Origin of the sequence: Lysobacter sp. GCM10012299 (genome assembly GCF_042649405.1) — a bacterium.
Lineage (GTDB): Bacteria > Pseudomonadota > Gammaproteobacteria > Xanthomonadales > Xanthomonadaceae > Lysobacter_J.
Genome location: NZ_JBHRZC010000003.1, coordinates 635581 through 660867, shown reverse-complemented (window position 1 = coordinate 660867; position 25287 = coordinate 635581). Strand labels below are relative to the sequence as shown.

Annotated in this window: 13 protein-coding genes; 9 read left to right on the top strand and 4 right to left on the bottom strand. The window is 68.6% G+C overall.

Annotation, left to right across the window (positions count from 1 at the left end; translation table 11 throughout):
• Positions 1 to 184: 184 nt before the first annotated feature.
• The 3 genes from recC to recD are packed head-to-tail and all read left to right on the top strand — an operon-like array spanning position 185 to position 8978.
• On the top strand, positions 185 to 3526 hold the full coding sequence (recC, locus tag ACFOPO_RS10915; RefSeq protein ID WP_386703216.1) for an exodeoxyribonuclease V subunit gamma: 3342 nt from the start codon (positions 185 to 187) through the stop codon (positions 3524 to 3526).
• Positions 3523 to 7131, top strand: coding sequence for an exodeoxyribonuclease V subunit beta (gene recB / locus ACFOPO_RS10910; RefSeq protein WP_386703215.1), 3609 nt, complete (start codon positions 3523 to 3525; stop codon positions 7129 to 7131). The genes recC and recB overlap by 4 nt, the downstream gene beginning before the upstream one ends.
• Complete coding sequence (gene recD / locus ACFOPO_RS10905) at positions 7128 to 8978, top strand: exodeoxyribonuclease V subunit alpha (protein ID WP_386703214.1); 1851 nt, start codon at positions 7128 to 7130, stop codon at positions 8976 to 8978. The genes recB and recD overlap by 4 nt, the downstream gene beginning before the upstream one ends.
• 258 nt (positions 8979 to 9236) lie before the next feature.
• Here recD and ACFOPO_RS10900 read toward each other — a convergent pair whose 3' ends face one another.
• A complete protein-coding gene (locus ACFOPO_RS10900) occupies positions 9237 to 10319 on the bottom strand; it encodes a LysR substrate-binding domain-containing protein (protein ID WP_386703213.1) in 1083 nt (360 codons plus the stop codon).
• Positions 10320 to 10480: 161 nt separating this feature from the next.
• Here ACFOPO_RS10900 and ACFOPO_RS10895 point away from each other — a divergent pair, with 161 nt between their 5' ends.
• The 6 genes from ACFOPO_RS10895 (at position 10481) to folE (ending at position 18733) form a co-directional block, all read left to right on the top strand.
• Positions 10481 to 10762: a DUF2798 domain-containing protein gene (locus ACFOPO_RS10895; protein ID WP_386703212.1), complete on the top strand. Its 282-nt coding sequence runs from the start codon at positions 10481 to 10483 to the stop codon at positions 10760 to 10762.
• On the top strand, positions 10759 to 11805 hold the full coding sequence (locus ACFOPO_RS10890) for an SDR family NAD(P)-dependent oxidoreductase (RefSeq protein WP_386703211.1): 1047 nt from the start codon (positions 10759 to 10761) through the stop codon (positions 11803 to 11805). The genes ACFOPO_RS10895 and ACFOPO_RS10890 overlap by 4 nt, the downstream gene beginning before the upstream one ends.
• Positions 11802 to 12995 (top strand): efflux RND transporter periplasmic adaptor subunit, encoded by a 1194-nt coding sequence (locus tag ACFOPO_RS10885; protein ID WP_386703210.1) that lies wholly within the window; start codon positions 11802 to 11804, stop codon positions 12993 to 12995. The genes ACFOPO_RS10890 and ACFOPO_RS10885 overlap by 4 nt, the downstream gene beginning before the upstream one ends.
• Before the next feature lie 203 nt (positions 12996 to 13198).
• Positions 13199 to 16369 carry an efflux RND transporter permease subunit gene (locus ACFOPO_RS10880; protein WP_386703209.1) on the top strand — a complete coding sequence of 1057 codons (3171 nt, stop codon included), beginning with the start codon at positions 13199 to 13201 and terminating at the stop codon, positions 16367 to 16369.
• 46 nt (positions 16370 to 16415) lie between these two features.
• Entirely contained in the window at positions 16416 to 17924 is a 1509-nt protein-coding gene (locus ACFOPO_RS10875; RefSeq protein ID WP_386703313.1) for an efflux transporter outer membrane subunit, read from the top strand.
• A gap of 218 nt (positions 17925 to 18142) precedes the next feature.
• Positions 18143 to 18733, top strand: coding sequence for a GTP cyclohydrolase I FolE (gene folE / locus ACFOPO_RS10870; RefSeq protein WP_200607948.1), 591 nt, complete (start codon positions 18143 to 18145; stop codon positions 18731 to 18733).
• Between the two features lie 142 nt (positions 18734 to 18875).
• On the opposite strand, the gene ACFOPO_RS10865 is transcribed toward folE, so the two are convergent.
• The 3 genes from ACFOPO_RS10865 to gltB all read right to left on the bottom strand — a co-directional run bounded on the left by ACFOPO_RS10865 (position 18876) and on the right by gltB (position 25281).
• Positions 18876 to 19166 (bottom strand): GIY-YIG nuclease family protein, encoded by a 291-nt coding sequence (locus ACFOPO_RS10865; RefSeq protein ID WP_386703208.1) that lies wholly within the window; start codon positions 19164 to 19166, stop codon positions 18876 to 18878.
• Between the two features lie 152 nt (positions 19167 to 19318).
• Positions 19319 to 20809, bottom strand: a complete 1491-nt coding sequence (locus ACFOPO_RS10860) for an FAD-dependent oxidoreductase (RefSeq protein WP_386703312.1) — start codon at positions 20807 to 20809, stop codon at positions 19319 to 19321.
• A 5-nt stretch (positions 20810 to 20814) separates the two neighbouring features.
• On the bottom strand, positions 20815 to 25281 hold the full coding sequence (gene gltB / locus ACFOPO_RS10855; protein WP_386703207.1) for a glutamate synthase large subunit: 4467 nt from the start codon (positions 25279 to 25281) through the stop codon (positions 20815 to 20817).
• Between the last annotated feature and the right edge of the window lie 6 nt (positions 25282 to 25287).

Here is a 25287-nt window from a genome sequence, read left to right as displayed (position 1 = left end):
CGCCGGGGATGGCTGAACGGGAAGCGGGGCGGGCATTGTGGCAGGTTCGGGCGGGATGCTCGACGGGGTGGCCGGCCAGGCGTCGCAAATACACAAAGTCGCCAAATTGCCGCAACGTCCGCCGCGTGCTTGTAGACGAGTCCAGTCTCAGCGCGTGCGTCGCTGGTCCGGCAAGATAGTCCGGATGGCCATACGCCCTGACATCCGCCGCCCCGACTTCCGCCTTTACCATTCCAATGCCCTGGACATCCTGGCGCAGCTGCTCGCGCGGGAGCTGCGCAGCCCGGCGCCGGGGCAGTCGCTGCTGGCACCCGACATCGTCCTGATTCCGCAGGTAGCGATGCGGCGCTGGCTGCAGGCGACGCTGGCACAGACCTATGGCATCGCCGCCAACCTGGAGTTCCTGACGCCCGGCGAGTTCGTCCATCGCGCGCTGGACGCCAACGTGCCCGGCAACGATGACGACCTTGATGCCGAGACGCTGCACTGGCACCTGTATGCCGCGCTGGCCGACCCGGCCACGCTGCGCACTCCGGCGTTGCGGCCGTTGCGCTCCTACCTGCAAGGTGCCGATGCGCTGAAGCCGTGGTCGCTTGCCGGCGAACTGGCGGGCGTGTTCGAGAAGTACCAGGCCTGGCGCCGCGACTGGCTGCTGGCGTGGGAAGCAGGGCACGAACCGGGCGATCCGCAAGCGGCACTGTGGCGGCGCGTGGCGGCCGGCGGCGGCCATCGCGCACAGCGCATCGGCGAATACCTGCAGCGTTTCGGTGACGAGTCGGGGCCGCTGCCGAAAGGTTTGCCGACGCGCCTGTTCGCCTTCGCCACCTTGAACATGTCACCCGACGTGCTGCGCGTGATCGCCACGCAGGCGAGGGTGGGAACGCTGCACTTCTACATGCCCAGCCCGACGCGCAGTTACTGGGGCGATCTGCAGACGCTGGCCGAGCAGTTGCGCAGTGGCGCCCAGGATCCCTTCGGCACGCCGCCGGAGGAGAACCCGCTGCTGCAGGCCTGGGGCGCGGCCGGGCGCGACTTCATCGCCGTGCTCGGCAGCTACGAAGTGGTGCACCCATCGCACGAGCACGCCCACTACGTCGATCCCGAAGCGGCCGAAGGCGACCGCCCCGAAAACGACACGCTGCTCGGTCACCTCCAGCGCGACCTGCTGCACCGGCGTGCACCGTCGCCTTGGCGCGCGCACGTGGATCGCAACGACCCGAGCGTGCAGGTGCATGCCTGCCACACGCGTCTGCGCGAAGTGCAGGTGCTGCACGACCAGCTGCGCGGCCTGCTCGACGACCCGCGCTTCGATCCGCCCCTGCAGCCGCGCGACATCGCCGTGCTCGCACCGGATATCGACCCGTACATTCCCTGCATCGATGCCGTCTTCGGCGGACGGGCAGGGCGCGAGGACTTCATTCCGTTCGCACTGGCCGACGCCAGCCCGCTTGCCGGCGAACCGCTGGCCGAACTGTTCCTGCGCCTGCTGGCCTTGCCGGTGTCGCGCTTCGGCCTCAACGAAATCCTCGACCTGCTCGCCAGTCCGCCGCTGGCCAGTGCCGCCGGGCTGGATGCGCCCGCGCTCGAGCGCCTGCACGGCTGGCTGGAGGAGGCCGGCGTGCGCTGGGGCCTGGACGCGGGCCACCGCGCGCAGCACGACGCGCCGCGCGACGACGCCTACACCTGGGCCTTCGCCCTCGACCGCCTGCTGCTGGGCTATGCCAGCGGCAGCGACGACGACATCGCCGGCATCGCGCCGTGGCCGGAACTGGAAGGCGGCGCAATCGACGCGCTCGACACGCTGCTGCGCCTGATGCGCGTGCTGGCCCGACACCAGCGCACGCTGGCCGAAGCGATGCCACCGTCGCAGTGGCGCGAGCGCCTGCTTGGACTGCTCGATGCCTTGTTCCTGCGGCCGCCCGTGACGGTCGCCGGCCAGCGGGCACTGGAACGCCTGCGCCTGCTGATCGGCGACTTCGCCCAGTCCGCGCAACGCGCCGGCTTCGATGCGGCGGTGCCAGCGGAAGTCGTGCGCGCGCATTTCACCGCGCGCCTGTCCGAAGCCGACACGCGCGCGCCACTGCTCACCGGTGGCGTCAGCTTCGGGCGGATGGTGCCGATGCGGCTGCTGCCGTTCCGCGCAATCTGCGTGCTCGGCCTCAACGATGGCGATTACCCGCGGCGTGATCCTGCGGCCGGCCTGAACCGCTTGAGCGCCGAGCTCGGCACCGCGCACCGCCGCCACGGTGACCGCTCGCTGCGCGAAGACGATCGCTTCCTGTTCCTGCAGTTGCTCGCTTCGGCCGGCGACGTGCTGTACCTGAGTTACCAGGGCGCCGGCCCGCGCGACGGCAGTCCGCGCGAGCCATCGGTGCTGGTGTCGGAACTGCTCAATGTCATCGGCGACTACCACTCGCCGGAGGCCGACGCGAAGCAGGCGCTGGTCGTGCGTCACCCGCTGCAGCCGTTCGCGCCGGCGGCCTTCGGCGATGCCGGCGAAACCCGCCGTTTCAGCTACCGCGACGAATGGCACCCGGCGGCCAACCTGCGTGGCGGCGCGCGGCATGCGCTGACGCCGTGGCTTGCCGGCCCCCTGGTCGCCAGCGCCGATGCCCCGGACGTCACGATGCTCGACAGCCTGCGGCGCTTCCTCTGCGACCCGGCCGGCCAGTTCCTGCGCGAGCGCATGGGCATGCGCCTTCCGGCCGAAGTGGAAGCCGCCGACGACACCGAACCGCTGCTGCTGCCGGGCGGTGGCTGGTCGAAGGCGCTGTTGCAACGGGCGGTGCTCGAGGCGTTGCTGGAACAACAGACCGAAGGCCTTTACGAACGGCTGCTGGCGCGCGCGCTGCTGCCGTCCGGCCCGCTGGGTCGACGCGAGTTCGATGCGCTGGTCGGGCAAACGCGGCCCTACGCGAGGCTCTACGCCGAATGGCGCGGCAGCCAGCGTCCGCGGGCCCTCACGGTGGAGACGCCGATCGACGGCACCGTCCTGCGCGGTCGCATCGAGAATGTGTACGAACACGGCCTGGCCCGCGTCCGCATCGGCGAACCCAACGGCCCGTCGACGATCCGCGCCGGCCTGGACTGGCTGCTGCTGTGCGCGGCAGGGCAGGGCGTACCGCTGGTGCAGTTCCATGACGACGGCGATGGCGCGCAACGCTTTGAGCGACCGGCGCTGCGCGCCGAGCCGGCCCGGGACGCCCTGCGCCAGCTGCTGCAGTTGCGCGAGCAGGGCATGCGTGAAGCGCTCACGTTTGCGCCGTACAGCGGCTGGGCGCTCTACAGCGCACTGCGCGACGGCATGGACGACGACAAGGCGTGGAAGAAGATGTCCGACCGCTGGACCGGCGAGGGCGGGCGAAACTGGGCCGAAGGCGAGGCCGATGCCATCCGGCTGACGCTGCGCGGCCACGACCTGCTGGCCGATGACACACTGCGCGCCGCCTTCGCCGCGACCACCCGGCGGGTGTTCGATGCGGTCACTGCCTACGACCGCGCGACGGAACCGGAGGCAGGCGCATGAACCTCGCGCTCGATGCATCCGATCCCTATCTCGCGCTGCCGTTGCACGGCGTGCGCCTGATCGAGGCCAGCGCCGGCACCGGCAAGACCTTCACCCTGGCCACGCTGGTCACGCGGCTGGTCGTCGAGCGCGACCTGCGCATCGGCACGATCCTGGTCGTCACCTTCACCGAGGCCGCCACGCAGGAACTGCGCAAGCGCATCCGTGAGCGCCTGGAGCATGCGGCGGCGCTGGACGGCTCGCAGGCCACCGACGACGAAGCGGCCGATGTCGCGCTCACCCGCCGCATCATCGAGGATCACCTGGCCAGCAGTGGCGAGACGCGCGAGCAACTGCAGTTCCGCTTGAAGCGCGCCGTGCTGGAAGTCGACCTGGCCGCGATATTCACCATCCACGGCTTCTGCGCTCGCGTCCTGCGCGAGCACGCGCTAGAGAGCGACCAGCCGTTCGACCCGCCGCAGTTGCTGACCAGCGATGCCGACCTGCGCGACGCGCTCGCCCGCGACCTGTGGCGGGCCATCGCTGCGCACGGCGACGACGCCACGCTGTTGCCGTCGCTGTGGCGCAATCCGGAAGAACTGGCCAAGGACCTGCCGAACCTGATGTCACCGGTGCCGCTGTTGCCGGAGCCGACGGCAGCGGCTGGAGAGGAGGGTGCGCGCGGCGACGTCGACAGCGCCTTCCACGTGCTCCGGCGAGCCTTCGACGAGCACGGCGACGACGCGCGGCGGAAACTCGAGGACGCCATCGACGAAGCCCTGCTGAACAAGGCCAGCTACAAGCGCGAGCAGCTCCCGCCGCTATGGAGCGCGCTGGAACAACAGCTCCAGCACGGCGGTCCGTTCGACGACTACCACGAGAAACTGCCTAACCTGCGCCAGGCCACGCTCGTCGAGAAGACCAAGACGGCGCTGCGCGCGCGCTGCCCGCACTCGCCGTTGTTCGTCGCGGTGAGCGACTACCTCGACGCGCGCGCCCGTCATCGCCGCGAGCACGACCGCCAGTGTGTCGAACTGCTGCACCGCGTCCGCGACGACGCACGTCGGCGCCTGCACGACACCAAACAGACCCTGCGCCTGCAGACCTACGACGACCTGATCGACGACGTCGCCAACGCGCTTGACAGCGACCACGGCGAGGAGCTGGTGCAGCGCTTGCGCAAGCAGTACGCATTCGCGCTGGTCGACGAGTTCCAGGATACCGATGCGCGACAGTGGGGCATCTTCGACCGCGTCTTCGGCAAGGAGCGCACTGCCGATGACGACGACGGCGCGCCTGCTCCCGCCGCACTGTTCCTCATCGGCGACCCGAAGCAGGCCATCTACGGTTTCCGCGGCGGCGACGTGCATACCTACCTGGCCGCTGCCGCAGTCGCCGAGCGTGCGCCGCCGCTGGACCGCAACTTCCGTTCCCGCCCGGGCGTGCTGCGCGCCATCGAATCGCTGTACGACAACGCGATTGCCGCCGGTGACGCGCCGTTTGTGGTGCCTGGCATCGACTTCCATCCGGTTCATCCCGGTGACGTGCGTCGCGATGAAGATTTCCTGATCGATGGCGCCGCGGCCCCGGCACTGGTCGTGCGCATGATCGGGCCGGACCGCAACGGCGGTGTCCACAGCGCCGAGCGATCGCGAGAGCTGTCCACCGATGCCTGCGTCAGTGCGATCCACGACGTGCTTTCACGGGCGCGCGAGGGCAGCGCGATGATCGACGGCAAACCGGTCCAGCCCGGCGACATCGCGGTGCTGGTGCGGCGCCACCACGAGGCCACGCGCATCCAGCGAGCACTGACCGCCGTCGGCATCCCGGCGGTCGCAGCGGGCATGCAGAGCCTGTTCGCCACCGGCGAGGCCGCCGAACTGCGCATGCTGTTCGAGGCGCTGTTGCAGCCGGCCGACGATGGCCGCCTGCGCACGGCCCTGGCCACGGTGCTGCTGGGCGTGGACGCAAGCACCATCGATTCGCTGGAACGCGACGGCGCTGCCTACCGCCAGCATCAGCTCGATGCGATGGCCTGGCGCGAACGGTGGCAGCGCAGCGGCCCGTTCGCACTGGTGTCGGACCTGTGTGCAACGCATGCCGAACGCCTGCTCGGCCTGCTCGACGGCGAGCGTCGCCTGACCAACTACCTGCAGCTGGGCGAACTGATGCAGGACGCCGATGCGCGTTCGCTCGGCCTGCACGGCCTGGTCGACTGGCTGTGCCGGCGCATTGCCGAAGCCGATGTGAACGATGAGGCGCAACTGCTGCGCCTGGAATCGGACGCGCAATGCGTCCAGATCGTCACGCTGCACAAGAGCAAGGGCCTGGAGTACCCGCTGGTGTACCTGCCGTTCATTGCCATCGGTGGGCAGCCGCCAAAGGCCGGCCGCTACTGCATTGTCCACGACGGCACCGCCCACCACAGTAGCCGGCGCCAGCTGCGCTGGTGCATCGACAAGGACGACTCCGATTGGAAGAGCGCCGCGGGCGAATGGCGCAACGAGCAGCTCGCCGAGGACGCGCGTCTGTTGTACGTCGGCCTGACCCGCGCGAGTCACGCGCTGTGGCTGGCGAGCGGCCACCTGTATGGCGCGGACAGTACGCGCCTGACGAAGATGCTCGCCGACACCGAGGCACTTCGCGGTCATCCGGACATGGCGGTGGTCAGCGGCGAGGTCGTCCCGGTCGCCACGCCGCTCGATGCGATGCAGACGACCGACGTGGCCCCGGCCAGGTCACCGCAGCGTGCAATCTCCCGCGACTGGTGGGTCTACAGCTTCACCCAGCTGGCGCAGGCCGAAGCCGGGGCCGAGGTAGTCGTCGCCATCGACGAGCGCGGCGCGGTCGATGAACCGGCCGAGCCCGAGGCGCGCACGGACGAAGCCGAAGCATTCGACCCGCGTTTCAGCGGCAGCCGTTTCGGTAACGTGCTGCACGATGCGCTCGAACACACCGATTTCGGCGCATGGCGGCATTGGGTGGAAGGTGACGTCGCGCCGGCGGGACAGGCGGAGGTTCTCGCCGGCGCCCTGCGCGCGGGCGGTTACGCCGACGAGGACGTTGATGCCGGCGTGCCGATCCTCACGCGTCTGGCTGGACACACGCTCACCACGACCTTGCCGGAAGGCGGGCGCCTGTGCGACCTCGAGCCTGGCGCGCGTCGTGCCGAAATCGAGTTCCACTTTGCCCTGCAGCCGACGGCGGTCGATGCATTGATCGAGGTGCTGCACGCCGGAGGCGTGGTCACCACGCGCCAGGGCTTCGGCACGCGCCGTCGCCTCGAAGGCCTGATGACCGGCAAGATCGACTTGACCTACACCGTCGACGGCCGCTGGTACGTGCTCGACTACAAGTCCAACCGGCTGCCGGCCTATGACCGCGCCAGCCTCGACGCGGCGATGACGCACAGCGAGTACGACCTGCAGGCGCTGATCTACACCTTGGCCCTGCACCGCTGGCTGCGCTTCCGACTGGGTGACGGTTACGACTACGCCCGCGATTTCGGTGGCGTCCGCTACCTGTTCTGTCGCGGCCTCGCCGAAGGGCAGGGCATCCACGCGCATGCACCGGATCACGCGCTCGTCGACGCACTCGACCGCCTCTTCGCTGGAGGTGCGGCATGAGCCTGCTCGATACGCTGTACCGCGCCGGCGCGCTCAACACGCTCGACCACGCGTTCGCGCAGAGCCTGCGCCGGCTTGGCCGCCGCGACACCAGCCACGATCTGTTCGGCACCGACACGCCCGATACCGTGCTCGCCGCCGCCGCGCTGGCGTCACAGTCGGTGGCCCGTGGCCATGCCGCGTTCGACCCGGCGCAACCGTCGTGGCTGCAGGACGACGCGATCGCCTGGCCCAACGCAAAGGCGTGGCGCGATGCGCTGCAGGGTTCGCAATGGGTCAGCGAACCGCAGGCCGACGAGGTTGCCGCCGGCGACCGGCCGCTGGTGTGGGAGAACGGCCTGCTCTACCTGCGCCGTTACCGAGAGTACGAACGCCGACTGGGCGTCGGCCTGAAGCGCGTCGCCGCGGCACGACCGCAGGGCGACGCGGTGGACGGCGTCGCTTCGTTGTTCGCCACGCTGTTCCCGAGCGCGCGCGATGGCGACCGCCAGGCGCGCGCGGCCGCGCTGGCCCTGCTGCAATCCTTGCTGCTGGTCACTGGCGGCCCGGGCACCGGCAAGACCACCACCATCACCCGCGTGCTGCTGTTGCTGATCGCGCAGGCATTGCATGCGGGCCTGCCAGTCCCACGCATTGCATTGGCCGCGCCGACCGGCCGTGCCGCCGAACGCATGGCCGAAAGCCTGCGCGCGGCGAGCGTGCAGCTGCGTGCTGTCGAAGGCGTCGACGGCACGCTGTGCGATGCCTTGCCGGTCGCCGCCAGCACGTTGCACCGCCTGCTCGGCACGATTCCCGGCAGCCCGCGCTTCCGCCATGACGCCGGCAATCCGTTGTCGTTCGATGTCATCGTCGTCGACGAAGCGTCGATGGTGGACCTGCCGTTGATGTGCAAGCTGGTCGAGGCCGTCGCCGACGGAGCACGCCTGATCCTGCTCGGCGACCGCGACCAGCTGCCGTCGATCGAGGCCGGCGACGTGCTTGCCGCCATCACCGATGCGGCAGGCGAGGGCGAGGCGCTGCCGGTGTCACTGGCGCAGCGCCTTCAGCCCTTGCTTGGTGATGTCGCAACGGCGGCGTCGACGAACAGTCCGCTGAGCGGCCATCGCGTGCAGCTGCTCCGCGGTTATCGCCAGTCGCAATCGCTGGACCTGGCGCCGCTGGCCGACGCATTGCGTGTCGGCGACGCCGACCGCACCAGCGAACTGCTGCGCAGCAACGCGCTGGCGGGCGTCCACTACCACGAAGGCGTGACCGATCCGCTGCTCGGACCGCGTCGCGAAACGCTTCTGTCGGTCTGGCGTGGTCTGCTCGAACTCGATGATCCGGTGGTCGCACTGCAACGTGCCTCGGCGCTGCGTGTGCTGACCGCGCTGCGCGAAGGCGCGCAGGGTGCCGGGGTACTCAATGGCCGCATCGAGGAGGCCTTGGCCGGTGCCCACCGCGACCCGTACTTCCAGGGCCGCCTGCTGCTAGTGACGGAGAACAGTTACCGCCACGGGCTGTTCAATGGCGACATCGGCGTGTGCCAGCGCGATGCCAAGGGTCACACCGTGGCCTGGTTCGCCGGCGGCAGCGAAGGCGTGCGCGGCTTCCATCCGGCGGCGTTGCCGGCGCACACCGGCGCATTCGCGATGACGGTGCACAAGGCGCAGGGGTCGGAGTTCGACACCGTGTGGCTGCTGCTGCCGCGGCAGGATGCGCGGACGTTGTCGCGTGAGCTGTTGTATACGGCGGTCACGCGGGCGCGCAGCGAGCTGCATGTGTGCGCGAGCGAGGCGGTGCTGCGCGCGGCGCTGGCGAGGCATGCGGCGCGGGTGTCGGGGTTGGCGTGGCGGTTGCGGGGGTAGCGGTCCTTCGACTTCGCGGCTACGCCGCTACGCTCAGGACGAACGGTGTTTCCCAATCCCGTTCGTCCTGAGCGTAGCGCAGCGAAGTCGAAGGAAGCGTAGCGCAGCGAAGTCGAAGGAAGCGTAGACGCAGCGAAGTCGAAGGAAGCGTAGCGCAGCGAAGTCGAAGGAAGCGTAGACGCAGCGAAGTCGAAGGAAGCGTAGCGCAGCGAAGTCGAAGGAAGCGTAGACGCAGCGAAGTCGAAGGAAGCGTAAGCCTCACTCCTCCTCGTCCACCTCCGACCCCACCGGCTCCTGCAGCGGCTTCGGTTTGGCCTTGGTCTTGGCTTTCGCCGCCGGCAGTCCGGCCACCTTCGCCAGCTCCGCGGTGATCGCTTCGGCAGCCGACTTCTCCGCGGCCTGGTAGCGCGCGCGCACATTCGGGCACAGCACCTGCATGTAGTCGGCGTCGAAGTTCAGGCGTTCAACCAGGAAGTCGACGAACGCGCGCACCTTCGGCGATTGCACGCGTCCACGCGGGAACACCGCGTTGAACTCGTACTCCGGTCCGGTCCAGCCGGCCAGCACGCGTTGCACATAACCCTGTTCGGCATACGCCTTGACGGTGACGTCGCTGGCCAGCATCAGGCCTTCGCCGCACAGCAGCGCGCCGCTGAGTGGCGCCGGGTCGTTGGCGAGCAGCACCGGGTCGATGCGGTAGTCGACCGTGCGCGTGCCGTCGCTCAGCGGCCAGAAATACTGACCGTTGCGGCGCGACTTCGGCATCGCCACGGTGCGGTGGTGGATCAGGTCGTCCGGGTGCAGCGGCTCGCCGTGGCGGGCGATGTAGTTGGGACTGGCATAGACCTGGGTGCGGAAGGTCGCCAGCTTGCGCGCGACGAGGTTGGAGTCGGGCAGGTTGCCCACGCGCAGGGCGACATCGATTTCCTTGTCGATAATGTCCAGCGCTTCATTCGTCAGCACCATGTCGACGCGAACTTCCGGATGGCGCGCGTGGAATTCGCCGAGCAGCGGCGCGATCCAGGTGATGCCAACCGAGTAGGGCGCCGTGAATCGCAACCAGCCGCGCGGTCCGCCCTGCAACTGGCCGACGGCACTTTCTGCTTCGTCGAGTTCGCGCGCGATGCGCTGGCAATGCTCGAAGTAGATGTTGCCGGCTTCGGTGAGGCCGAGCTTGCGCGTGGTCCGGTGCAGCAGCTGCGCACCGAGGCGGGTTTCCAGTTCCTGGACCTTGCGGCTGACCGTGGTCTTGGGCAGCTGCAGGGCGCGGGCGGCGGAAATGAAACTGCCGTGTTCGACCACCCGCACGAAGATCAGGGTGTCATTGAGATCGCGGGCCATGGCGGGGGCTCCTGAGTGGCGCGCCGGGGGAGGCGGAGGCGGTCCGAAGGGGGTTTGGACCGATCACGGGACAATTATTCCCTCAATTACCGGCTAATCAAGTGCCGGTCGGAGGCCTAGTCTGTCCCGCAGATTCCCCCAATCCCCCGACGGCCGCCGCCATGCTGACTCCCCGCCAAGCCCGTTACGCCTTCTTCCCGCTGATGCTGGCCGCCATGTCCGTGCTGATCGGCCTGGCCGTGATCGTTGTCCAACAGGGCCTGGCAGCGGGCCCGGACGAGTTCTGGATGCTGGCCTGGGTGCTGGCCTTCACCCTGGCCCTGCCGGCGGCGATGCTGGTTCTTCCCATCATCTCTGTTGTCCTGCAGCAGGCCACGCGTCGCGAGACCGTCCCGGTGGCGGGAGAGAAAATCCCGCATTCGGGACATTGGGGTCGGATGTGAAATCCCCGGTCGCCCGTTCCGCCCCGTCGGCATCGGCCCAGAAGGCCTCGGTATCCAGGACGCCCGTCGTCGTCCTGGGTGCCACCGGCTGCGTCGGGCGCGGCGTGGTCGAGGCCGCGCTCAAGGCCGGCCGGCCGGTCATCGCGGTCGCCCGGGACAAGTCCGGCCTGCAGTGCCTGAAGTCGCACCACGCCAAGGCCGACCTCAGCGTCGTCGCCGGTTCGATCAGCAGCGACGCCGACGGCGAGCGCCTGGCCAAGGCGCTGGCCAAGCTCGGGCGTCCGATCGGCGGCGTGATCGCCGCGGTCTCGGGCAGCGCAAGTCGCGGTCGCCTGCTCGACCACCCCGCCGCGTACCTGCGCCAGCGCCTCGATGAGGATCTGCTGCCGCATCTGGCCGCGGCCCGGCACCTGCTGCCACTGCTGGCACAGGGCAACCGCGGTGGCACCTATGTGCTGATCGGCGGCCCGGGCGCGGAACAGCCCTGGGCCGGTTACGGCCATCGCTCCATCGCCACCGCGGCGCTGCGCATGCTCGCGCGCGTGCTGCACGAAGAAGCGCGGAGCATCGGTGTGCGCGTGCAGCTGCTGTCGATCGACAGCCCCGTCAGCACCGAGCTCAATCGTGAACATGCCTGTCCGCAATGGCCCAGTGCGATTGCCGTTGGCCAGCGCGCATTGGCCCTTGTCGAGCCGCACAACACGCCGACGGCGGCGCAAGCGGTGGTTCGTTTCGCGGACGTGACGCCGGCCACCAGCGCGAATGTCGATTCGGTCGACGCTGATTCGATTACCTCACAGGACATTACCTCCGAGGTAACCGACGAAAGCGCCGGGCAGGCTCAAGCTGGCGTCGAAAGCGCGACCGACATCACCCAGGACCCTGAAGCACTACTGCCATCACGCTGTCTGCAGGACGCGCGCACGCTGCTCAGGAACCTGCTGTCTTCCGGTACGGCGCCATCCGCTACGGGAGCATCCGATACCGCAGAAACCAACAACAACAACCCGCCATTCTCGAACCAGGAACGTTCAAAGCCATGATCCCCCGCAAAGCATTGGCCCGCTCCACCGCCGGAGTCCCCGTCCTCGCCCTTGCGGTGAGCCTTCTGGTTGCTGCCGTCATCACCGCCTGCAGCAGCCAGGCCGAACCCGCCGCAGGCATGCCGCCGCCGCCGGAAGTCAGCGTCGCCCAGGTGCTGAGCAAGCAGGTCAGCGAGTGGGACGACTTCACCGGTCGCGTCAGCGCGATCGAAACCGTCGAACTGCGTCCGCGCGTGTCCGGTTACGTCGAGCGCGTGGCCTACCAGGAAGGGCAGGAAGTGAAGAAGGGCGACCTGCTCTTCGTCATTGACCAGCGTCGCTACAAGGCGCAGCTCGACCAGGCCCAGGCCGACCTCGAACGCGCCCGCGCCGAAGCCCGCCTCGCCCAGACCCAGGACGTGCGTGCGCAGACCCTGGTCGAGGCCAAGGCGATCTCGCGTGAGGAATTCGAGACCCGTCGTGCCGCCACCACCCAGGGCAACGCTGCCGTCCGTGCTGCCGAGGCCGCCGTCGCCAACGCCCAGCTCGACCTGCAGTTCACCCAGGTGCGTTCGCCGATCAACGGCCGTGCCGGTCGCGCCGCGGTCACCGAGGGCAACCTCGCCCAGGCCGATTCGACGCTGCTGACCACGCTGGTCTCGCAGGACCCGGTGTTCGTCTACTTCGAAGCCGACGAGCAGAGCTTCCTGCGTTACCAGGCGCTCGCCCGCGACGGCAAGCGCGCGCAGTCGCAGAACCCGGTGCGTGTCGGCCTCGCCAACGAGCAGGGCTATCCGCACGAGGGCACGGTCGACTTCACCGACAACCAGGTCGACGCGGCCACCGGCACCATCCGCGCCCGCGCGGTGCTGCGCAATCCGGACCGCATCTTCACTCCGGGCCTGTTCGCGCGCGTGCAGCTGGAAGGCAGCAGCAGCGTCAAGGCGATGCTGATCGACGAGAAGGCCGTGCTGACCGACCAGGACCGCAAGTACGTCTACGTGCTTGGCCCGAAGAACGCCGCGACCCGCAAGGACGTGCAGCTCGGCCGCATCGTCGATGGCCTGCGCGTGGTGAATTCCGGCCTCGCGCCGACCGACAAGGTGATCGTGCATGGCGTGCAGAAGGTGTTCTTCCCGGGCATGCCGGTGTCACCGAAGCAGATCGCGATGGGCGCGGCTGCTCCTGAGATGAAAGTGGCGATGAAGTAACGACATGGCTCCTCCCCCTGCTCGCGGGGGGAGGTTGGGAGGGAGTCGAGGCGCGCAGCGCCGAGATCGCCGCGATGCGGCTCACTACCCCTCTCCAGCCCTCCCCTGCAAGCAGGGGAGGGGGCAACAAGCAGACCCGTTTGGCGACGCTTTCCGGCGTCGCCCAGGACTTTGCGGCCTGAAGGCCGCATCAGGAACCCCTCATGGACTTTTCAAAGTTCTTCATCGACAGGCCGATCTTCGCCGCCGTGCTGTCGATCGTGATCTTCGCCGCCGGCCTGATCGCGATTCCGATTTTGCCGATCAGCGAATACCCGGAAGTGGTGCCGCCGTCGGTGGTGGTGCGCACCGTCTACCCGGGCGCCAACCCGAAGGTGATCGCCGAGACCGTGGCCACGCCACTGGAAGAAGCGATCAACGGCGTCGAGGACATGATGTACATCAAGTCCGTCGCCGGTTCCGACGGCGTGCTGTCGATGACGGTCACGTTCCGTCCCGGCACCAATGCCGACGACGCGGCCGTGCGCGTGCAGAACCGCGTCGCGCAGTCGCTCGCGCGCCTGCCCGAGGACGTGCGCCGGCAGGGCGTGACCACGCAGAAGCAGTCGCCGACCTTCCTGATGGTCGTGCACCTGACCTCGCCTGACGGCAAGTACGACACGCTGTACCTGCGCAACTACGCCCGCCTGCACGTCAAGGACGCGCTCGCGCGCATCCAGGGCGTCGGCGACGCGCAGATCTTCGGCGGTGGCGACTACGCCATGCGCGCCTGGCTCGACCCGGACAAGATCGCCTCGCGCGGCCTCACCGCCGGCGACGTGGTGCGTGCGATGCGCGAGCAGAACGTGCAGGTCTCGGCCGGCCAGCTCGGCGCCGAGCCGATGCCGAGCAGCGACTTTCTGACCCTGATCAATGCCCAGGGTCGCCTGCGCACGGTCGAGGAGTTCGGCCAGATCGTGCTCAAGAGCGGTGCCGACGGCGAGATCGTGCGCCTGTCCGACGTCGCCCGCCTTGAACTGGGCGCTGGCGACTACACCCTGCGCTCGCAGCTCGACGGCAAGAACGCGGTCGGCATCGGCATCTTCCAGGCGCCGGGCGCGAATGCGCTCGAGATCCAGGAGAAGGTGATCTCGACCATGGACGAGATGACCAAGCGCTTCCCGGCCGGCGTCAAGTACGAAGCCGTGTACGACACCACCATCTTCGTGCGTGACTCGATCAAGGCCGTGGTGACCACGCTGCTGGAGGCGATCGCGCTGGTGGTGCTGGTGGTGATCCTGTTCCTGCAGACCTGGCGCGCCTCGATCATTCCGCTGATCGCGGTGCCGGTGTCGGTGGTGGGCACGTTCGCCGCGTTGTACCTGCTTGGCTTCTCGATCAACACCTTGAGCCTGTTCGGCCTGGTGCTGGCCATCGGCATCGTGGTCGATGACGCGATCGTGGTCGTGGAGAACGTCGAGCGCAACATCGAGGAAGGCCTGTCGCCGATGGATGCGGCGCACCAGGCGATGAAGGAAGTGTCCGGCCCGATCGTCGCGATCGCGCTGGTGCTGTGTGCGGTGTTCGTGCCGATGGCGTTCCTGTCGGGCGTGACCGGCCAGTTCTACAAGCAGTTCGCGGTGACCATCGCCATCTCGACGGTGATCTCGGCGATCAACTCGCTGACCCTGTCGCCGGCCCTGGCCGCGCGCCTGCTCAAGCCGCACGGCGCGCCGAAGGACGCACCGTCGCGCCTGATCGACCGCGCCTTCGGCTGGCTGTTCCGCCCGTTCAACCGCTTCTTCAACTCCAGCTCCACCAAGTACCAGGGTGCCGTCTCGCGCACGCTGGGCCGTCGTGGCGCGGTGTTCGCCGTCTACGCGGTGCTGCTGGTCGCCACCGGCCTGATGTTCAAGGTCGTGCCGGCCGGCTTCATCCCGATCCAGGACAAGCTGTACCTGATCGCCGGTGTGAAGCTGCCGGAAGGTTCGTCGATCGCCCGCACCGATGCGCTGCTGAAGAAGGTCAGCGACATCGCAATGAGCACGGACGGCGTGGCGCACTCGATCGCGTTCCCGGGCCTCAATGCCCTGCAGTTCACCAACACGCCCAACACCGGCGTCGCGTTCTTCCCGCTCAAGCCGTTCAGCGAGCGCAACGGACGCACGGCCGAGCAGATCAACGCCGAGATCAACCAGAAGATCGCCGGGCTGCAGGAAGGCTTCACCTTCTCGTTCATGCCGCCGCCGATCCTCGGCCTTGGTAACGGTTCGGGCTACCAGTTGTTCATCGAGGACCGTGGCAATCTCGGCTACGGTGCGCTGCAGAACGCGGTGAACTCGTTCCAGGGCGCCGTGTCGCAGACGCCGGGCATGGGTTTCCCGATCAGCAGTTACCAGGCCAACGTGCCGCAGCTCGACGCCGAAGTCGATCGCGTCAAGGCCAAGGCCCAGGGCGTGCCGCTGACGGAGTTGTTCGACACGCTGCAGACCTACCTGGGCTCGGCCTACGTCAACGACTTCAACCAGTTTGGCCGCACCTGGCAGGTGATCGCGCAGGCCGACGGCTCGTACCGAGACAGCGTCGAGGACATCGCCAACCTGCGTACCCGCAATGATCGCGGCGAGATGGTGCCGATCGGTTCGATGGTGACGATCAAGCAGACCTACGGTCCCGACCCGGTGCTGCGCTACAACGGTTACCCGGCGGCCGACCTGGCCGGCGAGGCCGACCCGCGCATGCTGTCGTCGGCACAGGCCATGGGCCAGCTTGAGGAGATCGCCGCCAAGGTGCTGCCCAACGGCATGAGCCTGGAGTGGACCGACCTGAGCTTCCAGCAGGCCACGCAGGGCAATGCCGCACTCGTCGTGTTCCCGCTCGCCATCCTGCTCGCCTTCCTCGTGCTGGCGGCGCTGTATGAAAGCTGGACCCTGCCGCTGGCGGTGATCCTGATCGTGCCGATGTGCATGCTCTCGGCCCTGGCCGGCGTGTGGCTCACCGGTGGCGACAACAACGTGTTCGTGCAGGTCGGCCTGGTCGTGCTGATGGGCCTGGCGTGCAAGAACGCGATCCTGATCGTCGAGTTCGCCCGTGAACTTGAGATGCAGGGCAAGACCATTGTCGAAGCCGCACTGGAAGCCTGCCGCCTGCGCCTGCGTCCGATCGTGATGACCTCGATCGCGTTCATCGCCGGCACCGTTCCGCTGGTGCTCTCGCACGGCGCTGGCGCCGAGGTCCGCTCGGCCACCGGCATCACCGTGTTCGCCGGCATGCTCGGCGTGACCCTGTTCGGCCTGTTCCTGACGCCGGTGTTCTACGTTGCCCTTCGCAAGATGGTGAGCAAGACGCCGAAGTGGGTGAGCGAGCAGAGCTCGATGGGGAAGGCGCATGCGTAAGCCGACCACCGCACTGATTCGTAATGAGGATCCCATCGTGCAAGCCATGCAACCGCAAGGATTGACCGCTGCTGCAGTCGCCAAGGTGTTCGCGCCGTCGCTGCTGGCGCTCGCGCTGGCCGCGTGCGCGGTCGGCCCGGACTACGTGCGGCCGGACGTGCCGACGCCGGCGACGTTCGCCCGCGACGAAGGCGCCTCCGCCGGCACCACGGCGACGGGTGGCGGTGATGCCGCCGTCGCCCAGGACGCCACCCCGCAGGCCAACGCCGAGTTCTGGACCAGCTTCAACGACCCGCTGCTGACGCGGCTGGTCGAGGAGTCGCTGACCGCCAACCACGACCTGCGCATCGCCCTGGCCAGCTATGACCGTTCCAACGCGCTGCTGCGCAATGCCAGGCTCGACCGCTTCCCGACCGTGACCGCCAGCGCCACCGGCACCGACTCGCGCTCGAGCGCCGACCAGGCGCCGGGGGTGAGCCGCAACGATCGCGACGGCGAAAGTTACAACGTGCAGGCCGACGCCAGCTGGGAACTCGACCTGTTCGGTCGTGTTCGCCGCAATGTCGAATCGCAGCGCGCCGAAGTGTGGGCCGCTGCGTCCGACCTGGACGCATTGCAGGTCGCGATCGTCGGCGAGGTGGCGCGCACGTATGTCGAGCTGCGCGGTTTGCAGGAGCGACTGCGCGTTGCCCAGGACAACTCGGAAAACCAGCGCGAGACCCTGCGCCTGGTGCAGGCCCGCTTCGACGCCGGCCGCGGCACCGAGTTCGACACCTCGCGTGCCCGCGCGCAGCTCGAAGCGACCCTGTCGCGCGTGCCGAACCTGGAAGCACAGGTGGCAGTGAGCATGCACCGCCTCGCGGTGCTGACCGGCAAGACGCCCGAAGCGCTGATCGCCGACCTGACGCCGCAGCAACCGCTGCCGACGCTGCCGGCACGTCTCGACCCCGGCACGCCGGGCGACCTGCTGCGCAACCGTCCGGACGTGATCGCCGCCGAGCACCGCCTGCATGCCGCCACGGCAAAGATTGGCGTGGCCACGGCCGACCTGTTCCCGCGCTTCACGCTGTTTGGCTTGATTGGCAGCCAGGCGATCGACACCGGCGCGCTGTTCGAACGCGACAGCGAGACGCGCCTGATTGGCCTGGGCATCGACTGGTCGTTCCTCGACATCGGCCGCGTGCGTGCGCGCATTGCCGCCGCCGATGCCGATGCCGCCGGCGACCTGGCCCGCTACGAGCAGGCCGTGCTGCTGGCGCTGGAGGACACCGAGAACGCGCTGGTGCGCTACTCGCGTGCCCGCGTCGAGGACCAGCACCTGGAGCAGGCCGCGATCGACAGCGCCACCGCGGCTCGATTGGCGCGCGTCCGCTACGAAGCCGGCGCCGCCGACCTGTTCGAAGTGCTGGACGCCGAGCGTACCCAGCTGGTCGCCCAGGAAGCGTTCGCCGACGGCCGCACCCGCAGCGTCACTGGCGCTGTCGCGCTGTACAAGGCGCTGGCCGGTGGCTGGCCGACCCGCGTGCCGCTGCGCGAGGACGTCGCCACGCGCTGAGACAACAGGCTCCCCCCATCCAACCCGACGGCCGGTGGCGGCACGCTTTCCCCTCCCTCGAGCGTGACGTCATCGGCTGATCGGCGCGGACCACCGACATTCCGCAGGCTCCTCGCAGCCTTTTGCTTGCCGCAGGGGTCTCATCCCGTCCCTGCGGCATTTTTTTATCCCCGCCACCCCGGTGGAGTAGCATTTGCGTCCCCCACAGGAGCCGCGCCATGGCCGACAACGACAAGCCGTCCCGCGAACAGGCCGAAGCGGCCGTGCGCACCCTGCTGCGCTGGGCCGGCGACGACCCGGCCCGCGAAGGCCTGCTCGACACCCCCAAGCGCGTGGCCAAGGCGTACACGGACTGGTTCAGTGGCTACGCCGAGGACCCGGCCGATTACCTCAAGCGCACCTTCGAGGAAGTCGAGGGCTACGACGAGATGATCGTGCTGCGCGACATCGAGTTCGAGAGCCACTGCGAGCACCACATGGCGCCGATCATCGGCAAGGCGCATGTCGGGTACCTGCCTGACGGCAAGGTCGTCGGCATCAGCAAGCTTGCGCGCGTGGTGGAGACCTATGCGCGCCGGTTGCAGGTGCAGGAGAAGATGACCGCGCAGATCGCGCAGGTGATCCAGGATGTGCTGCAGCCGCGCGGTGTTGGCGTGGTGATCGAGGGCGCGCACGAGTGCATGACCACGCGCGGGGTGCATAAGCGCGGGGTGAGCATGATTACGTCGAAGATGCTGGGGAGCTTCCGCGAGGATGCGCGTACGCGGGCGGAGTTCTTGCAGTTTATTGATGTGGGGCCGGGGCGGTAAGGCCTGCGCTGGTCCTTCGACTTCGCTGCGCTACGCTTCCTTCGACTTCGCTGCGCTACGCTCAGGACGAACGGTCATGGGAGACCCCGTTCGTCCTGAGCGTAGGGCCGAAGGCCCGAAGTCGAAGGACAGCCCGCAAGCCTCACCGCTGATGCCGATGCTTCCCCCGGCATAGCCGCTTGATCCTGTCCCAATCCCCATCAATCAGCGCCAGCTTCTTGGCCCGGCTCCATCCCTTGATCTGCCGCTCTGCGACAAGGGCTTCCTCCCTCGTCGGGAATTCCTGCGAGAAAACCAGCGTGACTGGTCGGCGCCGTTGGGTATAGCAAGCGTGCTGCCCGCCGTGGTGCTGGTCCATCCGACGTTCGATGTCGTCGGTATGGCCGAGGTAGAAGCTGCCGTCGGCGCAGCGAAGCATGTAGGTCCAGAACATGCGCTCCTCCTTGAGCGAGTCCGTGGCTGTGGTCCTTCGACTTCGGGCCTGTGGCCCTACGCTCAGGACGAACGGTGACTCTACTGACCCCCGTTCGTCCTGAGCGTAGCGCAGCGAAGTCGAAGGAAGCGTAGCGCAGCGAAGTCGAAGGACTACCCCAGCAGCAGCTTCACGATCCCCGCTGCCGCCTCGCGCCCCTCATACGCCGCCGTCACCACCAGGTCCGCCCCGCGCACGCTGTCGCCACCGGCGAACACGCGCGCATTGGCGGTCTGGAACGGCAGCCGCGCATCAGCGGCAACCTTCTTCCGCGAACCGCAGCCCGAAGCCGCCGGCTGCACGCGAATCCTTCCGTTGCCCTCCAGCTCGATCCCATGCGCCGACAGCCACTCCGGCGGATCGGGCTGGAAGCCGAAGGCGATGATCACCACGTCTGCCGCCAGCACCGATTCGCTGCCTGCGACAATCTCGGCATTGCGCCGACCCTGCGCGTTCGGTGCGCCCAGTTGCGTCTCGGCCACGCGCACGCCGGTGACGTCACCGTCCTCGCCCAGCAGCGCCAGCGGTGCCCGGTTGAAGAGGAACTGCACGCCTTCCTCGCGCGCATTGGCCACTTCGCGCGCCGAACCGGGCATGTTGGCTTCGTCACGACGGTAGGCGCAGGTCACGCGCGAGGCGCCCAGGCGCACCGCGCTGCGGACGCAGTCCATGCCGGTGTCGCCGCCGCCGAGCACGACCACGCGCTTGCCGCGCAGGTCGGGCAGGGCGACGTGGTCTTCCCAGCCGGCGATCGGCTTGCCGGCGACATCGTCCTCGCCATGCACCAGGCGTCCGTTCTGCACCAGGAAGGGCAGGGCGGGAAGGACGTTACGCAGGTCTTGTCCCGGCAGGCCGCCATCGGTGTAGCGGTAGCTGCCCAGGCCGAGGAACACCGCGTCGAACTCGGCCAGCAGCGTGTCCAGGCCGATGTCGCGGCCGATCTCGACGCCGAGGCGGAACTTCACGCCCATGCCTTCGAGCACATCGCGTCGCGTGGCCATCACCGACTTGTCGAGCTTGAAGCTGGGGATGCCGAAGTGCAGCAGGCCGCCGATCTGTTCGTAGCGGTCGAACACGGTCGCCTCGATGCCTGCGCGGGCGAGGCGGTCCGCGCACGACAGGCCCGCGGGACCCGCGCCGATCACCGCCACGCGCTTGCCGGTGGCAACCACGCGTGAGAGATCCGGCCGCCAGCCATCAGCCAGCGCACGGTCGGCGATGTACTTCTCGACCGCGCCGATGGTGACCGCGCCGAAGCCGTCGTTGAGCGTGCAGCTGCCTTCGCACAGTCGGTCCTGCGGGCAGACGCGGCCGCACACTTCCGGCAGCGGGTTGGTCTCGTGGGCGAGCGCGGCGGCTTCGTGGATGCGGCCTTCGCGCGCCAGTTCGAGCCAGTTCGGGATGTAGTTGTGCAGCGGGCACTTCCACGCGCAATACGGGTTGCCGCAGTCGAGGCAGCGGCTGGCCTGGTGTTTGGCCTCGGCCTCGCCGAAGCGGCCGTAGAGTTCGTTCCAGTCGCCGCTTTGCCGCAACTCGAGCGGGATCCGCTCCGGCATCTGCCGGGGCGTCTCGCGGAAGGCGAACACGGGCTTCTTTGCGTCCATCTTGCTCACGCTGCCCTCCGCAGATTCTCGGCGAGCGACTCGAGGCTCGCCGCCTTCGGCTTCACCAGCCAGAACTTGCCGAGGTAGTCGCGCATCTCGTCGAGGATGCGCTGCGCCCATGCGCTGCCGGTCAGCCGGATGTGCGACTCGAGCAGCTCGCGCAGGTGCGAGCGGTGGTTCTCGAAGCCATCGGCGGCGATGCGCAGGATGTCGATGAGTTCGTGGTTGTAGCGGTCGACGAAATCGCGCTCGGTATCGAGCACATACGCCATGCCACCGGTGAAGCCGGCGCCGAAGTTGAGGCCGGTGCGGCCGAGCACGGCGACCACGCCGCCGGTCATGTACTCGCAGCAGTGGTCACCGGCGCCTTCGACGACGGCAGTCGCGCCGGAATTGCGCACGGCGAAACGTTCGCCGGCACGACCTGCGGCATAGAGCTCGCCGCCGGTGGCGCCGTACAGGCAGGTGTTGCCGAGGATCGGCGTTTCATGGGCGACGTAACGCGCGCCCTGCGGCGGCCGGATCACGATGCGTCCGCCGGCCATGCCCTTGCCGACGTAGTCGTTGGCTTCGCCGTTGAGTTCGAACTGCAGGCCGCCGGCGTTGAAGGCACCGAAGCTCTGGCCTGCAGTGCCATCGAAGCGCAGCGTCAGCGGCGTGTCGCTCATGCCGCGATCGCCGTGCACGCGCGCGATGCGTCCGGAGAGGCGTGCGCCGATGCTGCGGTCGGTGTTGCGGATGGCGTGGCGGTACTCGCCACCGCGCTTGTAGTCGATCGCATCCGCCAGCTCTGCATCCAATCGGGCGGCGAGGCCCTCCGGATCGGCCGCCGGTTGCGGCGCACCGCAGTGGCCGCCATGCGCAAGGCCGGTGCCGGCCAGCAGCGGTGCCAGGTCGAGGCCGTGCTGGCGACCGCTGTCGCCGTCGACCTGGCGCAGCAGGTCGGTGCGACCAACCAGTTCGCCGAGGGTGCGCACGCCCAGTTGCGCCAGCCACAGGCGCACTTCCTCGGCGAGCAGGCGGAAGAAGTTCTCGACGCGTTCGGGCAGGCCGGTGAAATGGTCGCGGCGCAGCGCATCGTCCTGCGTCGCCACGCCGGTGGCGCAGTTGTTGAGGTGGCAGATGCGCAGGTACTTGCAGCCCAGCGCGATCATCGGCGCGGTGCCGAAGCCGAAGCTCTCGGCGCCGAGCAGCGCGGCCTTGATCACGTCCAGGCCACTCTTGAGGCCGCCGTCGGTCTGCAGGATCACGCGCTCGCGCAGGTCATTGGCGATCAAGGCCTGCCGCGCTTCCGACAGGCCCAGTTCCCACGGCGTGCCGGCATAGCGGATCGACGACAGCGGGCTGGCACCGGTACCACCGTCGTGGCCGGAGATCGTCACCAGGTCGGCTCCGGCCTTAGCCACGCCGGTCGCGATCGTGCCGACGCCGGCATGCGAGACCAGCTTCACCGACACCAGCGCCTGCGGATTGACCTGCTTGAGGTCGAAGATCAGCTGGGCGAGGTCCTCGATCGAATAGATGTCGTGGTGCGGCGGCGGCGAGATCAGGCCGATGCCGGGCATCGCGTAGCGCAGTCGCGCGATCAGCTCATTGACCTTATGCCCGGGCAGCTGACCGCCTTCGCCGGGCTTGGCGCCCTGGGCGATCTTGATCTGCAGCACTTCGGCGTTGACCAGGTACTCGGGCGTGACACCGAAGCGGCCGGACGCGATCTGCTTGATCTTGCTGACCTTGTCGGTGCCGTATCGGACCGGGTCTTCGCCACCTTCGCCGGAATTGCTGCGGCCGCCGAGGCGGTTCATCGCGATCGCCAGCGCTTCGTGTGCTTCCGGCGACAACGCGCCGAGGCTCATCGCCGCCGAATCGAAGCGGCGGACGATCGCCGACACCGGCTCGACGTCATCAATGGAGATGGGTGTCGCCGACGAGGCGTCGACTTCGAGCAGGTCGCGCAGCGCCGCGGTCGGCCGCTCGTTGACCGCTTCGGCGTAGCTCTGCCAGTCGTTCCAGTCGCCGGTCGTCACCGCGCGCTGCAGGCGCGTGACCACGTCGGGATTGAACAGGTGGTACTCGCCGCCGGGCGTGTACTTGAGCAGGCCGCCGATGGCGGGCAGGGCATTGACGTTCCAGGCATGGTCGGCGAGCTGGACCGCATCGGCATGCAGGTCGTCGAAGCCGGCGCCGCCGATCCGCGACGGCGTGCCGGCGAAGCACAGGTCGACCACTTCACGGTTGAGGCCGACGATCTCGAACAGGCGCGCGCCGCGATAACTGCCGATGGTGCTGATGCCCATCTTCGAGATGATCTTGAGCAGGCCCTTCTTGATGCCGCGCCGGTAGCTGCGGCCGATCTGCGCGACCTCGCCGTGCTTGGTCTTGAGGATGCCGCGCACGCCCAGGTCGTGCAGCGTCTGGTAGGCCAGGTACGGGTACACCGCGGTGGCGCCGAACCCGAGCAGGCAGGCAAAGTGGTGCGGATCGCGCGCGGTGCCGGTCTCGATGATGAGGTTCGATTCGCAGCGGATGCCAGCGCGGGCCAGGTGCTGGTGGACCGCACCGGTGGCGAGCAGCGCGTGCGCCATCAAACGATCGGGCTGCGGGTAACGGTCGCTGAGCACCAGCAGCACTTTGCCGGCGCGCGTGGCGGCTTCGGCTTCGGCGCAGATGCGTTCGAGCGCGGCCTTGAGGCCTTCTTCCGGCGCGTAGTGCAGGTGGATCAGTGCGTGCGACTCGTCGTACGGCGCCATCGCCAGCAGCTGGCGCAGCTTGCGCTGCGACAGCACCGGCGAATTGAGGTGCACGTGGCCGACGTTGCCCGGGCCATCAGCGAAGACATTGCCTTCGCGACCCAGCTGCGTCGCCAGCGACATCACGCAGTCCTCGCGCAACGGATCGATCGGCGGGTTGGTGACCTGGGCGAAGGCCTGGCGGAACTGGTCGTACAGCGGACGCACCTGCTGGCTCAGCACGGCCATCGGCACGTCGTCGCCCATCGAGCCGATGCCTTCCTGCTCGGTTTCGGCGAGCGGGCGCAGCACCTGCTCGCGTTCCTCACGGGTCAACTGGAACAGCTTCTGGAAGGCCGACAGCGTTTCGGCGTCGAACGGCTCGGCCGCCAGCTGCGGGTCGATCAGCTCGGTCTGCAGGTAGGTCATGCCCTGCTTGAGCCAGCGCTTGTACGGCGCGCGTGCGCGGTTGATGCGATCGATCGCGTCGGAGTCGAGCAGCTCGCCGAGATACAGGTCGGCGGCGATCATCTCGCCCGGGCCGAGCTTGCCCTTGGCCTCGATCTCTTCAGCCGGCAGTTCCCACACGCCGGCTTCGGAGGCGATCAGGAAGTGGCGGTCGCGCGTGCGCAGCCAGCGCGCCGGACGCAGGCCGTTGCGGTCGAGCGTGCAGGCGGCGTAGCGGCCGTCGACGGTGACGATGCCGGCCGGGCCGTCCCACGGCTCGGTGTTGAGCGCGTAGTACTCGTAGAACGCGGCGAGGTCGGCGTCCTTGTATTCCAGCGACTGCGTGGCCGGCGGGATCAGGATCCGCATCGCCTTGAGCAGGTCCATGCCGCCGGCCTGGAGCAGCTCGAGCATGTTGTCGAGCGACTGCGAGTCGGAGCCGTCGGTGGAGATCACCGGATCGAACTCGGTGAGGTCCAACGCTGGCGTATGCCAGGCATGCACGCGTGCCTGCGCCCAGGCGCGGTTGCCGGCGATGGTGTTGATCTCGCCGTTGTGCGCGAGCAGGCGGAACGGCTGCGCCAGCGGCCAGCGCGGCGTGGTGTTGGTGGAGAAGCGCTGGTGGAACACCACCACGCTGGCGGTCAGGTCGGCGCGCTGCAGGTCCGGGTAGAGCTGGGCGAGGCGATCCGGCAGGACCATGCCCTTGTAGCCGATGCTCGCCGCCGACAGGCTGACCACGTAGAAGTCGGCCAGGTCGCGCAGCGCCTGCTCGGCGCGGCGCCGGGCGAGGAACAGCGAGCGCTGGAAGATCGCCGCGTCGAACGCGCCGGCCGGCTTGACGAAGATCTGCTCGATGCGCGGCATCGTGCGCTTGGCCAGCTCGCCGCAGGCGCTGGTGTCGACCGGCACGACGCGCCAGCCGGCGACGTCGACGCGTTCGCGCTGCAGCTGCGCATTGAGCGTGTCGCGCGCACGTGCGGCGTCGGTCTCGTCATGCGGCAGGAACACCAGGCCCGATGCGTAGTGCGAACCCAGCGCGATGCCGGCTTCGCGCGCCAGCGCGCGCAGGAAGGCATCGGGCTGGCGGATGAGCAGGCCGCAGCCGTCGCCGCTGAGGCCGTCGGCGGCGATGCCACCGCGGTGGGTCATGCGTACCAGCGCATCGATGGCGCGATCGACGATCGCACGGCTCGGGGCATCGTCGAGCTGCGCGATCAGGCCGAAACCACAGGCGTCCCGCTCGTCGCGGGGGTCGTAAAGACCGACTGGGCCGGTGCGGTACTGCTGCTCCATCGTTAC

Excerpts from the sequence above, each read along its gene's own strand:
- folE (WP_200607948.1), top strand. The coding sequence starts at position 18,143 with ATGGCCGACAACGACAAGCCGTCCCGCGAACAGGCCGAAGCGGCCGTG.
- ACFOPO_RS10880 (WP_386703209.1), top strand. The coding sequence starts at position 13,199 with ATGGACTTTTCAAAGTTCTTCATCGACAGGCCGATCTTCGCCGCCGTG.
- gltB (WP_386703207.1), bottom strand. The coding sequence starts at position 25,281 with ATGGAGCAGCAGTACCGCACCGGCCCAGTCGGTCTTTACGACCCCCGC.
- recD (WP_386703214.1), top strand. The coding sequence starts at position 7,128 with ATGAGCCTGCTCGATACGCTGTACCGCGCCGGCGCGCTCAACACGCTC.
- recB (WP_386703215.1), top strand. The coding sequence starts at position 3,523 with ATGAACCTCGCGCTCGATGCATCCGATCCCTATCTCGCGCTGCCGTTG.
- ACFOPO_RS10860 (WP_386703312.1), bottom strand. The coding sequence starts at position 20,809 with ATGGACGCAAAGAAGCCCGTGTTCGCCTTCCGCGAGACGCCCCGGCAG.
- ACFOPO_RS10885 (WP_386703210.1), top strand. The coding sequence starts at position 11,802 with ATGATCCCCCGCAAAGCATTGGCCCGCTCCACCGCCGGAGTCCCCGTC.
- ACFOPO_RS10865 (WP_386703208.1), bottom strand. The coding sequence starts at position 19,166 with ATGTTCTGGACCTACATGCTTCGCTGCGCCGACGGCAGCTTCTACCTC.
- ACFOPO_RS10875 (WP_386703313.1), top strand. The coding sequence starts at position 16,416 with ATGCAACCGCAAGGATTGACCGCTGCTGCAGTCGCCAAGGTGTTCGCG.
- recC (WP_386703216.1), top strand. The coding sequence starts at position 185 with ATGGCCATACGCCCTGACATCCGCCGCCCCGACTTCCGCCTTTACCAT.
- ACFOPO_RS10900 (WP_386703213.1), bottom strand. The coding sequence starts at position 10,319 with ATGGCCCGCGATCTCAATGACACCCTGATCTTCGTGCGGGTGGTCGAA.
- ACFOPO_RS10895 (WP_386703212.1), top strand. The coding sequence starts at position 10,481 with ATGCTGACTCCCCGCCAAGCCCGTTACGCCTTCTTCCCGCTGATGCTG.